The organism is Leuconostoc lactis KCTC 3528 = DSM 20202, assembly GCF_014651235.1.
In the GTDB taxonomy this organism is placed as follows: Bacteria; Bacillota; Bacilli; order Lactobacillales; family Lactobacillaceae; genus Leuconostoc; species Leuconostoc lactis.
The window spans coordinates 1-12,145 of the sequence record NZ_BMWM01000034.1 but is presented as its reverse complement, the minus strand read 5'-3'; the positions used below and the strand labels follow the sequence as shown (position 1 = coordinate 12,145).

At 42.8% G+C, this 12,145-nt stretch carries 11 protein-coding genes; 5 read left to right on the top strand and 6 right to left on the bottom strand.

The features are described from left to right. Positions 1–127 precede the first annotated feature (127 nt). The 4 genes from IE039_RS07735 to IE039_RS07720 form a co-directional block, all read right to left on the bottom strand. Entirely contained in the window at positions 128–1,183 is a 1,056-nt protein-coding gene (locus IE039_RS07735; RefSeq protein WP_010005436.1) for a PTS sugar transporter subunit IIC, read from the bottom strand. A gap of 63 nt (positions 1,184–1,246) precedes the next feature. Beyond that, a complete protein-coding gene (locus tag IE039_RS07730; RefSeq protein WP_189428987.1) occupies positions 1,247–2,239 on the bottom strand; it encodes a D-2-hydroxyacid dehydrogenase in 993 nt (330 codons plus the stop codon). After that, positions 2,232–3,428 (bottom strand): aminotransferase class I/II-fold pyridoxal phosphate-dependent enzyme, encoded by a 1,197-nt coding sequence (locus tag IE039_RS07725; RefSeq protein ID WP_189428986.1) that lies wholly within the window; start codon positions 3,426–3,428, stop codon positions 2,232–2,234. The genes IE039_RS07730 and IE039_RS07725 overlap by 8 nt, the downstream gene beginning before the upstream one ends. A gap of 304 nt (positions 3,429–3,732) precedes the next feature. Next, complete coding sequence (locus IE039_RS07720) at positions 3,733–4,326, bottom strand: nucleoside/nucleotide kinase family protein (RefSeq protein ID WP_189428985.1); 594 nt, start codon at positions 4,324–4,326, stop codon at positions 3,733–3,735. 127 nt (positions 4,327–4,453) lie between these two features. On the opposite strand from IE039_RS07720, the gene IE039_RS07715 reads away from it, so the two are divergent. After that, positions 4,454–5,854 (top strand): APC family permease, encoded by a 1,401-nt coding sequence (locus IE039_RS07715; protein WP_029510362.1) that lies wholly within the window; start codon positions 4,454–4,456, stop codon positions 5,852–5,854. Positions 5,855–5,904: 50 nt separating this feature from the next. On the opposite strand, the gene ezrA is transcribed toward IE039_RS07715, so the two are convergent. Beyond that, positions 5,905–7,617 (bottom strand): septation ring formation regulator EzrA, encoded by a 1,713-nt coding sequence (ezrA, locus tag IE039_RS07710; protein WP_029510361.1) that lies wholly within the window; start codon positions 7,615–7,617, stop codon positions 5,905–5,907. A 314-nt stretch (positions 7,618–7,931) separates the two neighbouring features. Here ezrA and rpsD point away from each other — a divergent pair, with 314 nt between their 5' ends. The 4 genes from rpsD (at position 7,932) to IE039_RS07690 (ending at position 11,167) form a co-directional block, all read left to right on the top strand. Further along, positions 7,932–8,543: a 30S ribosomal protein S4 gene (rpsD, locus tag IE039_RS07705; protein WP_010004144.1), complete on the top strand. Its 612-nt coding sequence runs from the start codon at positions 7,932–7,934 to the stop codon at positions 8,541–8,543. A 120-nt stretch (positions 8,544–8,663) separates the two neighbouring features. Next, positions 8,664–9,035, top strand: a complete 372-nt coding sequence (locus tag IE039_RS07700) for a YueI family protein (RefSeq protein ID WP_010004142.1) — start codon at positions 8,664–8,666, stop codon at positions 9,033–9,035. A 27-nt stretch (positions 9,036–9,062) separates the two neighbouring features. Continuing rightward, entirely contained in the window at positions 9,063–10,346 is a 1,284-nt protein-coding gene (locus IE039_RS07695) for a replication-associated recombination protein A (protein ID WP_048700407.1), read from the top strand. A 377-nt stretch (positions 10,347–10,723) separates the two neighbouring features. Continuing rightward, entirely contained in the window at positions 10,724–11,167 is a 444-nt protein-coding gene (locus IE039_RS07690; protein ID WP_010004088.1) for a universal stress protein, read from the top strand. Between the two features lie 39 nt (positions 11,168–11,206). Here the strand turns inward: IE039_RS07690 and IE039_RS07685 are convergent, their stop codons facing one another. Beyond that, positions 11,207–12,073: a helix-turn-helix domain-containing protein gene (locus IE039_RS07685; protein WP_189428984.1), complete on the bottom strand. Its 867-nt coding sequence runs from the start codon at positions 12,071–12,073 to the stop codon at positions 11,207–11,209. Positions 12,074–12,145: the final 72 nt, after the last annotated feature.

Genomic DNA, 12,145 nt, shown 5'->3' with positions numbered 1-12,145 from the left:
TTTTACTTCTTTTTTACACGTTCGCTTTATACCTTTATCACACTTTTTATCACTTTCTTCGTTCGTTTTTTGCTAGATATTTCACCTGAAACTTTTCGGTATGTTAGGTTTGTTCCCATCAGTCATTTTATTGCAACGTTAATTTGAGATCTTCCGGTTTAATCAAATGCCATTTTTTGATAAATAACCACTTTAATGTCATAGCTAATACACATGGTAACACGACAAAAACAAATACAATATCCACTACTGCTTTTGCCGACTGATTAGACAACCCATAAGCCGTCATCGGTCCAATTAAGCCTGAAAAACCAAAACCAGCAGAAAACGGCGTCCCCTTTACATCAAATACCGTTGCCAAGATACCCATAATACCCGCGCCAATCGTTGTTGGGATAAATAGTTTTGGCTTCAAGAGCATATTGGCCATCTGAATTTTTGGTGAACCAATAAAATGTGCCAACGTACCACCGATAGGATTCACACTAGCGCCCATTGCCGCTAAAGTAAAACTCGCGACAACAATCCCCGCATTAGCCGCACCAGATCCAACACCGGATAAATTAATCGCCATTGCAATGCCAACAGATGATAGCGGCGACACGACAAGGAAAGCAAAGGCCATACCAAGCAAGGCCCCCATCAACAATGGCGTCAAGTGGGTAGCTGCTGCAACCGCTGTTCCCATCAGCACCTGCACTTGTCTTAACGGTGCTAAAGTGACCAAGCCCAAGCCGCCCGCCAACAACACAACAATCAACGGTTGTAACAACATCTTCAAATGACCAAACACAGTTGTTGTCAACTTAACTAAAATTGCCGCAACCAACGTAATCAAAACAATGTTTAAAATAACCCCAGTCCCACTAATCACCATCCCCGTAGCTGTTTTCGTCACAACACCTGAGGATACGAACGTTGCCAAAGCAATCGCACCAGCGTCAATCGTGGATAATTTCAATAGATGTCCCACCGCAAAACCAGCAACAAGCGGTAGCGTACTTTGAATCAACGTCGTCATAAAATTAATATTTGCTGCAATCACACTATTAGGAAAGAGTAACAAAAGTTGACTCACGAGCGCACTTGGAATCAGGGTAATGACAATCCCTAAACTTGTCCCATTTAGCACATCAACGATAAATTTTTTGATTTGTTGGCCACGACCGACACTTGACTTCATTTCTTTTCTCCCGTTATCACGCATTGCAATAGTTACCTATATATGTACGCGCAAAAGCGCTTTTTAAATTTCATGTAATGCTGGTTGTCCTTGAACAATTAATAAAACATCATCTAATGCAATATCAATCATATTTTGTACGGCAAGGTTCGTATAAAACGCCACATGGGGTGTCATGATGACATTTGGCAAATCCAGTAACTGTTGAATACGTTGATCCGCTACACCCTGTTGCCGTAAGTCATGATTAAATACCGCCGATTCACCTTCAACTGTGTCGAGTGCGGCAGCTTCGATCTCACCACTCATCAGTGCCGTAATTAATGCATCCGTGTTCACAACTGGCCCACGCGATGCATTAACTAAACCTGCATGTGCTGGCATACGTTCAAAGTCCGCTGCATTCAGCAAGCCAACTGATGATGGATTTAAATCAACGTGTAAACTCACAATATCACTCTCAGCCAATAACGTCTCTTTATCAACATAAGTTAAAAATGACTCGTAGGCTGGCTGGGGATTAATATCATAAGCTAACACACGTGCACCAAGAGCATGTAATAATTGTGCCAAGGTACTCCCAATCCGGCCAGCCCCAATAATACCTACCGTCACTGTATGAATTTCTCGTGCTTGTAAGCCGCCCCACCGAAAATCATGTTGCGCAACACGCTGATCAAAAGCCCACGTTCTGCGCAATAACCGGAAAATTTGCATCAATGCCATTTCAGCTACTGATCGTGGCGAATAGGCCGGTACATTGGTGACTTTTAAACCGGCTGCTTTTGCTAGCGCCACTTCAATCATGTCATAGCCAGCTGTTCGCGTCGTAATTTGTTGCAAGCCCTGTTGTGCTAGTGTGCGGTAAAATGTCGCATCCCCACCGATTTTAGCAGTTTGTTGCACAATCAAGCCATCATATTGCCGCAAATCCGGTAGGTTATCTGGGTGCAATTCATCACGTGAAATATCAATCTCAACTTGGTGTTGTTGCGCATAGGCAGCAATAGCCGCCTCTTCATCTTCACGTACGCTAGTCATTAAAATTTTAGGCATGGCGATTCGCCTCAATATATGCTGTTAAACGTGCCATTGCTTCTTCCAATGTTGCCATTGATGCTGCATAACTCAATCGCACGTAACCTTCGCCACCTGGGCCAAAAGCCGAACCAGGAATAACCGCGAGTTTGTTTTTCTGCGCTAAGTCACGGGCAAACGCCACATCATCTTGCGGTAAATCAGCTGGAATCTTGGCAAAAATATAGAAAGCACCCGCTGGTTTTGGTATATCAAACCCTAAATCAGTCATCGTTTGGTAAACATAGTCACGACGCGCTTGGTATTCGGCCTTCATCGCCAAGGTATCGGCCTTTCCAGCTGGTGTCCCTAACGCTTCGGCCGCCGCTGCCATCGCTGAGTTCGTTGGTGTTGTAATCGTAAATTGGTGAATCAAACCCAATTTAGCCACTAATTCTGCCGGACCGGCCAACAAGCCAATTCGGTAACCCGTCATCGCATGTGACTTAGAGACGCCATTGAGTAAAATGGTTTGTTCTGGTAAGAATTGTGCCATCGAAACGTGCGTTGTTTCATAAGTTAACTCGGAATAAATTTCATCAGAAATCACAACGATGTTCGTGTCACGCAACACCTCAGCCAAAGCGCGAACTGCTGCTTCGTCATAAGTGACACCAGTTGGATTAGATGGGAAGTTCAACACAATTGCCTTAATACTGTCGCCATGTTCTGCAATCGCTGCTTTTAACATCTCCGGACTTAAGACAAATCCATTGGCTGAGGTATCAATAAATACTGGTTCGCCACCGCCAACTAACGTCACCGGAATATACAATGGAAAGATTGGCGTTGGTAACAACACTTTATCCCCAGGATTTAATAGTGACGTCACAACCGTATAAATCGCTTCCGTTGCCCCAACAGTCACAATAATTTCGTTTTCAGCATCATAATCAACCCCATAACGGTCTGCCAAGAAGCCAGCAGCGGCCTGACGTAAAGCCAATGTACCATTGGACGCCGCATAATGTGAATCATTTTCAACAATTGAACGAACAGCGGCCTGCTTAATGTGTTCTGGTACATCAAAATCTGGCTCACCCAACGTTAATTTTAAAATGTCAGGAATGGCACTGACTTCATTATCGAAAGCACGGATTGCACTGGGCTTCACGAGATCCAATCGTTGGTTAAATGATGATAGCAAGGCTTGTTTTGCGTGTGGCATAATTTTCTCCTCTAATTCACAACTCAGTTTAACAAAAAACGCACATTCGGCTGCTTCCGAATGTACGCTAACTCGAGTCATAACAAAACTCATCAGGCATTCGGAACCATCTCCTCCGAATACCAATGCAAAATGCTTTTGGTATACGGTAGGCTACCTAAAATACCAAAAGTAAAACTGTTCTGCATCTTCTATGTGTTTGACTGTCATTTGTTAAAAACCTTCATTAATTTATGAGACAATCATAATCTTTTACCTCATGAAAGTCAAGCACATTATTACTAATTTATCATATAATATCGTATTAACTGAGCGGCTTGTTTTTCGGCACGCTACGCCCATTCATAATGTCATGAACAAACAAGTCCAGTTGTGTCTTTGTTTTCGCCCAGTCATCATTATCTAATTCGTAAGCCACACCCTTTAAAGCATCCGGCAATACCATGTCCCGCAAAAATTCCGGCGAAGCCACACGTTGTTTAATCGCCGTTGGATCATCCCCACGTACTTGCACCCGTTCTACTAAGACATCTGGACTTGTCACCGTCACAAAGAGAATGACCGCCTGATCACCTAGTTCGCGCGCATAAGTGATAGCCCCTGCCGTATCCAAAACAATCGTGATGTAAGGATTTTTAGCCCAGGCACGTTCCAGCCCTTCATAAGATGAGCCATATTGCGCCCCAGCATAGTTAACCCGCTCAAGATAATGATTTTTTTCAAACGACGTATCATTTTCAAAATAATACGATATGCCATCGACTTCGCGATCGCGTGGTGGGCGCGTTGTATGCGTAATGACACGAGGCATACGAAAATTATCTTGTAAATATCGTGCAATGGTTGTTTTGCCGACGCCGGTTGCCCCAGTAATCACAAATACTTTATTCTCTTTCATATATCCTGTATCCTGATTCGTTATTATTACTATTGTAGCGTATCTTTACAAGCAACGTTAGACATTCGCGCGGCAACTTGTTAAAATAATAGTTATGTTTAAATTAAAATAGTATGGGAGAAATGTTATGTCTATCTTCACAAGAGCATTCAGACGTGAATCTGTGCAAAACTACATTAATGCAGATTCTCATATGACGCGCGAATTAACAACGCGCGACCTCATTGGTCTTGGTGTTGGGACAGTGATTGGGACAGGTATTTTCATCTTACCTGGCCATGAAGCTGCACAACACGCTGGTCCTGCTGTATCCGTCGCCTTTTTGATTGCCGCTATCTTCTCTGGTCTATCTGGTATGGCCTTTGCTGAATTTTCATCAGCGATGCCGGTGGCCGGATCTGCTTATTCTTATGGCAGCGTCATCTACGGTGAAATTATCGGCTGGTTATTAGGTTGGTCACTTATCTTAGAATACTTCTTAGCCGTTTCAGCCATTGCGACTGGTTTTTCCGCTTATTTCGGTAACCTCCTCACAATTTTTGGCATTCACATGCCAAAAAGTCTGATGGCCGGCCCACTAGAAGGTGGCGTTGTGAACTTATTTGCCGTTTTGATCATCTTGGTGGTCACCGCAATTTTGTCTCGCGGATTAAGCACATCTAAAAAGGTCGAAAACGCTGCGGTGGTTTTGAAAGTTGCAATCCTAGGATTGTTCATCATTGGTGGTTCTTTCTTTATTAAGCACACCAACTACGTGCCCTTTTATCCAAAAGAATTCCATTCTGGAGTCTTTGGCTTAAACGGTATCTGGGCAGCCACTGCTAGCATCATCTTTGCTTTCTTGGGATTTGATACCATTGCTGCACATGCTGCTGAAGTTAAGAATCCACAAAAGACGATGGCACGTGGTATCATCGGGACTGTTTTGATTTCAGCCTTACTTTATGTGTTATTTGCCGTTGTTTTGACTGGTATTGTGAACTATAAAAAGTTAGGTGTGGATGATCCGGCAGCGTTTGCGCTACAAGCCATTCACCAAACACAATTCTCTGTTGTCATCATTGTCGGTGCATTAATTGGTATGTTTACAGCCATTTTGGCACTTGTCTACGCCTCATCACGTCTTACTTACTCATTTGGTCGTGATGGATTGCTCCCAAAGCCATTGGGTAAGATTTCTTCTGGTTCACGTTTACCAGTTAACGCGTTAATCGTTGCTGTTGTCGTTGAATCAATCTTTGCTGGTTTAATTCCACTGAACACATTAGCGAGTTTGATCAATGCTGGTACTTTGTTAGCCTTCACATTCATTAACTTTGGTATCTTGATCTTACGTCGTCGGAAAGACTTGTCACATGACGGCTTCAAAGTACCTGGTTATCCAGTGCTCCCATTTATCGCTGGGGTGATTAGCCTATTGTTGATCGCAAAACTACCGGTCAACACCTTGTTCCTATTTAGTCTTTGGGTTATTGCTGGTATTGTTTGGTACGCTATCTACGGTGTACGAAATTCAAAGTTATCTTAAAGCCAACTAAAAAGGACTGCAAATTGCAGTCCTTTTTAGTTGGTCAAAATTTAGAGTAACGGTGTCTTACGACGCATATACGAGTCAACTAACTTCTCGTAAACTCCTGGTTCAACGCTATCCAGTGCTGGTCCCAAAACGTCCATTGCTTTACCAAAATTGTAATCTCGTTCGTAAAACATCCGTGCTTGTTCACTTGCCGCAGCCACACGCTCATTTGTGGCACGATAGCGGTTAGCATACTGCAACAATTGTTCTGTCAACGCTGCTTGATCAACAATCGTGTCTGTCTTCTCTTTTAAGGTATCAATATCGGCTGACACAATGTTTAATTGCCGTTGCACTTCGTCCATGTCAACTTGATCTGCTTTAAGTGACTTGGCAAGTCGGCCTAATTCATTCGTCACAGCAAAGAAATATTCGAGATAAGTTGCAGGTAAACCAGGTAAACTCATCCGTTCAACAGCGTGTTTAATGTTCTCAATTTCTTGCTGATACTCCCCACCGAGTTGACGGGCAGAACGCTTCGCCTTTTCCAAACCAGAAATCTTTTCCCAAATGTCAATTTGTTGCGCTTCGATTTCGGCAAAATGCTTGAGTAAGGCTTCTTGCTTCGCCCGCAATTCACTATATGACATTTCAGCAGATTCCAACAAATCATCATTATGGTTCACTTGTTCTTCTGCCGCATTAATTTGTTCTAGTAATACGCGGCGTGTTTCAAGTTCTTTGTGATTAAATTGGAAACTCTGACTCAAGCGATCCAATTCAATCGCTAGCGTACTATTTTGTTCACGCAACCGCAAAAGATCTGATGACAAAGTCTTCGCATTTTTCATGACCTGTTGCCGGGCAGTAATTTCCGTTTCCATCATGTCGTAGAGTGTATCAATGCGACGTTCGATGTAACCGTTCTGCTCAGATACTTCTTTCAGCTTCAAATCACCTAACAATTGCAACACTTGTTGGCGTTGTTGGTCAATGGCTTGTAATTCTTGTTGGAGAGTATCATTTGGGAACACATAACCTTGGGCAACTAGTTCATCATGACCGTGAGCTAATTCGTTAAGTTGATCCACGTAAACTGTATCCAATTTTTCAAACAACGGTGGAATCTCTGTCATCATCTTTTCCATTTGCGTTGTTTCCATAGCCAATTGTTCGTAGATATCCGATGCAGTTGCATGATCACCAGCTTCTGTTAAACGGGTAAATTCATCATAATCAGCTTCAAGTTGCTTCAAGAACTGATCCAATGCGCCGTTAGCTGGCCCAAACTTAAAATTTTCAGCCAGTAGTCGCTTACGCAATTCGTCATACTTCTTCTTCAGCTCATTAATAGCTTCGCGATGCGCTTCATTAATCTTTTTCAGTTCAACAAGCCCATTGCGAACATCATGAATCGTTTGCTCCGTGTCATCCACCATCGCTTCAAGGCGCGCCAACTCGTGGCGTGTTTTAATGAAGTTAATCCCGCGCGCTTCAAACAACACAAGATTGGCTTGCTGGTCAATTTTTAGAAACTTATTATTTTTAACATCATTAAAACGACTCTCTAAGTTTTGATATTCCTTCAATGACTGCCCTGTTAAGGCTAACTTCCGGCCTTCAACCAGTTCATCACGTACTTTTAGAGACATCAATTGTGCTTTTCTATCTTTCAGGACGTTGACTTTTTTGACAGTGGCACGCTGCATGACAAAGATACCTAAGTAAGCAATGACAACAATACCCAAAACAATTGCTAATATAATTAAATTCATGTGTTTTTATCCCATTTTTATTGATTATTCCAATTTTATCACGCCACTTTTTTTTATGCTGATTTTCTCGTCTTTTTTTGCTAAATCTCAACGCGTTTACAATTTTCTTAACAACTTGCTAATTATTGCATTTTCTGGTATATTGGGAGAAGTTGTTATATTGAGTAGCAGTAAGTAAAGAAGCGCGTCAACAGCGTCCCCAAATCGTTAGTAAGGCCTCAGCTACTGGCACTGAGAAACGTCAAGTTTGGCGCTGCACGCATCTGGTGCTTACCCTCAAATGTACGACAAAATACATTTTGGAGGACATATATATGTCACGTTATACAGGTCCAAAGTGGCGCATTTCACGTCGCTTGGGTGTTTCATTGTCAGGTACTGGTAAGGAATTGTCACGTCGTGCGTACGCACCTGGTGACCACGGTGCCGGACGCCGCGCTAAGGTTTCTGAATATGGTATGCAATTGCGCGAAAAGCAAAAGTTGCGTTTCACTTATGGTTTGACAGAACGTCAATTCCATTCTTTGTTTAACAAGGCTGGTAAGATCCGTAAGGGCACTCACGGTACAAACTTCATGATCTTGTTGGAACAACGTTTGGATTCACTTGTTTACCGTCTTGGTTTGGCAACAACACGCCAACAAGCACGTCAATTAGTTAACCACGGCCACATTTTGGTTGATGGTCAACGTGTTGATATCCCTTCATACCAAGTAACACCTGGTCAAGTGATTTCTGTTCGCGATAAGTCAAAGAACATTGTACCTATCCAAGTTGCTGTTGAATCAGTTGTGGCACGTCCACAATTCGTATCATTCGACGCTGACAAGCTTGAAGGTACTTTGGTACGTTTGCCAGAACGCGAAGAATTAGATGCCGACATCAACGAAGCTTTGATCGTCGAATACTACAACCGTTTGGGTTAATATCTTAAACCAAATCTGGTTAAAAAACACCACCTTCGGGTGGTGTTTTTTTCGTTTGAATTAAAATTTCATCTTAACGTATAATAGACTTATTACAACGTATCGGAGAAGAAAGAAACTATGGATATCAATGAACGCTTGCAAAACGAACAGCTTGGCGGGGGTCAACCAAAAATTAACCCTGATGAACAACGCCGTTATCTAGGCACTTTTAGAGAACGTGTCATTGCTGCTGTTAAAAAATCACAACTCAATTCACCAGCAATTCAGGCCCAGTTCGAGGCCACATTAAAGCAACACACGGACGGTAAAGTCTTAATTAGCCAACCACTCGCGGGCGATCTCTTTACAACATATGTCCGTATGGCAGTTACGACAAATCACCCGTTCACTTTGCTGTCGACAAACGACACAACAACAGAAGATGACCCAATCGCAGTGTTACTAGCTGCCGATGAAGCCGTTAATATCGATCAAATTTATTTCACTTAAACCAACTAGAAGGGATGTTCGTTCACGATGCAACAACCACTCGCATATCGCATGCGTCCAACAAAAATTGAAGAAATTGTTGGCCAACAACATCTCGTTGGCGAAGGCAAAATCATCTGGCGCATGGTCGCGGCGAAACGTCTCAGTTCCATGATTTTATATGGCCCACCAGGCATTGGCAAAACATCCATCGCTTCGGCAATCGCTGGCTCTTCCAAGTATGCTTTTCGCATGCTCAATGCTGCGACAGATAGTCAAAAAGATTTGCAAATCGTCGCAGAGGAAGCAAAAATGTCTGGCGCAGTGGTTTTGCTCTTAGATGAAATCCATCGTTTAAATAAGGTCAAACAGGACTTTTTATTGCCCTATTTGGAATCGGGTGCCATCATTTTAATTGGCGCCACCACTGAAAATCCTTATATCAACGTCACCCCAGCCATCCGATCACGGACACAAATTTTTCAGTTAGAATCCTTAACTGAAGCCGACATTTTGTCTGCGGTGGATCGGGCATTGGCCGACAAAACTAATGGCCTCGGCCAATACGACGTCACGCTCGATGAAACGGCACGTCAACAACTCGCCCGTGCCACAAATGGTGATTTGCGTAGCGCTTTGAATGGCTTGGAATTGGCTGTCTTATCAACAAAACCAGATGACAACCAACAAATCCATATCACCTTACCAATCATTGAAGAAACCGTCCAACGTAAAGCACTTTCGGCGGATAAAGATGGTGATGCGCACTATGATGTCATTTCAGCCCTTCAAAAATCCATTCGTGGTTCAGATGTTGATGCTGCCTTACATTACGCCGCACGGATCATCGAATCCGGTGATATCAACATTCTCGCTCGACGCTTGACGGTGATTGCCTACGAAGATATTGGCTTAGCTAATCCTGGTGCTGCACAACGTGCCATAACCGCTATTCAAGCCGCCCAAAGTTTGGGGCTGCCAGAAGCACGAATCCCTTTTGCCAATGCCATTATTGAATTGGCGCTATCGCCAAAGTCAAATGCCGCCTACCGTGCAATTGATGCCGCATTAGCTGATATTCGTCAGGGCAAAAGTCGTGACATTCCGCCACACCTTAAAGACGCCCACTACAAAGGCGCCGCCGACTTGGGCCATGGCACAGGTTACATTTACCCCCATGATTACGACAATGACTGGGTACCTCAGCAATATTTACCCGATCAACTGCAACAAGTGACTTATTTTCAACCAAAAGGCAATTCAAAAATCGAGCAATCATTCCAGGAAATTTATCAAACTTTGAAAACACAACAAAAAAAGGGTCTCCAGTAACCCCCATTATCATCTCAAATGTCAAGACTGGTTGTGTGACCATTTTAGCGGTATAATAATTGATGAATTCCTCAGATATGCGCATTGCTACACCATCAGTTTTTTCCTTACAACCTTTATTTTTCGGTTGGGAATTCACGGCTGAAAAGATCTGCCCTTTCATTCGGTAATCTGACCAGCCTGATGAACCATCCACCTCGATAATTTCGAGGAAAATCTGCGTAGCAGTTAACGGTATCACGAGTGTTCCGGGCATGTCCCGTGCATCCATTTCGATGGATGCTTTTTTTATGGTCAAATCAGGCTAAAATACTATTATTTTTTTCATGTAAGCGTTATACTTAGTATATACCTACACTAACTAAAGGAGATTTCTTATGACAGCAAACTACAACAAAATTTTGGTTCCTATGGATGGTTCAAAAGAATCAGAAGCTGCGCTTGTTCGTGCCATTGAATTGGTAAGCGAAGCTGGTGATCAAGGTGTTTTGTCAATCCTAAACGTGATTGACACACGCGCTTTCCAAAATGTTGCAAGCTTTGACGACACAATGGTTGAAGCTGTTTCTGAAGAAACACGTAAGAGCCTTGAAAAGTACAAGCAACAAGCGCTTGATGCCGGTGTAAAGAACGTTGATTATTTGATTGAATATGGTTCACCAAAGGCTTTGATTGCTAAGGAAGTACCTAACGAAGTCCACGCCGATCTTATTGTGATTGGTGCCACTGGTTTGAATGCTGTTGAACGCTTTGTGATTGGTTCAGTGACTGAATTCGTCACACGTACTGCTAAGGTTGATGTCTTGGTTGTTCGTGGCTAAACAGCAAAAAAAATAAGCCTAACGGCTTATTTTTTTTGCTTAAAATTCAACTGTATCTAATTCAGCCAAACGTCTTTCAGCTGTTTGACGATTTGACAAATAGGCGGCTACGTGTGCATAGTGTAAATGACGCTTGGCTTCAGCCAAATTACCACGCTTTTCTTCCACTTTTGCCAACAATTCACTCAAGTCTGGGACCCAGAACAAATCGACGCGCTTACGTAATACTTGCAACGCTTCTTGCAAAAGTTCCGCTGCGCTATCCAAATCACCACGATCAATCAAAAATTCAACATGACGTTGCCGCGCTTGTAATACCACATGGAACTCTAAATCATTGGCAGTAAGTAGGCCAGGTTCAAGTTCAGCGGCTAATCTAAACTTTTCTTTGGCTGCCTCAATATCACCTTGCAAGAAATAATTAGTTGCCATCTGCCGGTAAGCATAGAACAAATAGAAATCACCTAATGATGGCGTCTTCTTGTCAACCGCCAAATCAGCATACTGAATCACCTTCGCAAAATCTTCGCCCTTATGACTGGCTTCTTCAGCTTTGAGAATATAGTAAGCTTGCAAAGTCGGCGCGTTTTGACTCAAGGCTTTTTCAAATTCTTCAAATTCTCTCAGCGCTTCATTCTTCATTTGCAAAACAACTTTGCCTAACAGTTCCTTGGCCTTTTTGGTCAAGAAATCGCCCGACAAAAATTCTGACATATCAAGATTCAAGCGGTCTAGAATTGCTAACAAAACATCAGCGTTTGGGACGCGATTTTGATTTTCAACTAACGAAATCGTTGCTTGCGTTGTAATCCCTTCTGCAAGTTCGACTTGAGACAAGTGCATTTTCTTACGCGCTGCACGAATTGCCTTCCCGTCGAAACTGTCATTTTTTCCGTTCTTTACCATTAGGCAGATTGTAAAATTTAAGTTGAACATTTAAGTGGACAGAAAAACCCATCAAGGTCTTTAATGGTGTTA

What these genes read in the sequence shown, in the direction of transcription:
- IE039_RS07735 (WP_010005436.1), bottom strand. Translation starts at nt 1,183, where the DNA reads ATGAAGTCAAGTGTCGGTCGTGGCCAACAAATCAAAAAATTTATCGTT.
- IE039_RS07730 (WP_189428987.1), bottom strand. Translation starts at nt 2,239, where the DNA reads ATGCCTAAAATTTTAATGACTAGCGTACGTGAAGATGAAGAGGCGGCT.
- IE039_RS07725 (WP_189428986.1), bottom strand. Translation starts at nt 3,428, where the DNA reads ATGCCACACGCAAAACAAGCCTTGCTATCATCATTTAACCAACGATTG.
- IE039_RS07720 (WP_189428985.1), bottom strand. Translation starts at nt 4,326, where the DNA reads ATGAAAGAGAATAAAGTATTTGTGATTACTGGGGCAACCGGCGTCGGC.
- IE039_RS07715 (WP_029510362.1), top strand. Translation starts at nt 4,454, where the DNA reads ATGTCTATCTTCACAAGAGCATTCAGACGTGAATCTGTGCAAAACTAC.
- ezrA (WP_029510361.1), bottom strand. Translation starts at nt 7,617, where the DNA reads ATGAATTTAATTATATTAGCAATTGTTTTGGGTATTGTTGTCATTGCT.
- rpsD (WP_010004144.1), top strand. Translation starts at nt 7,932, where the DNA reads ATGTCACGTTATACAGGTCCAAAGTGGCGCATTTCACGTCGCTTGGGT.
- IE039_RS07700 (WP_010004142.1), top strand. Translation starts at nt 8,664, where the DNA reads ATGGATATCAATGAACGCTTGCAAAACGAACAGCTTGGCGGGGGTCAA.
- IE039_RS07695 (WP_048700407.1), top strand. Translation starts at nt 9,063, where the DNA reads ATGCAACAACCACTCGCATATCGCATGCGTCCAACAAAAATTGAAGAA.
- IE039_RS07690 (WP_010004088.1), top strand. Translation starts at nt 10,724, where the DNA reads ATGACAGCAAACTACAACAAAATTTTGGTTCCTATGGATGGTTCAAAA.
- IE039_RS07685 (WP_189428984.1), bottom strand. Translation starts at nt 12,073, where the DNA reads ATGGTAAAGAACGGAAAAAATGACAGTTTCGACGGGAAGGCAATTCGT.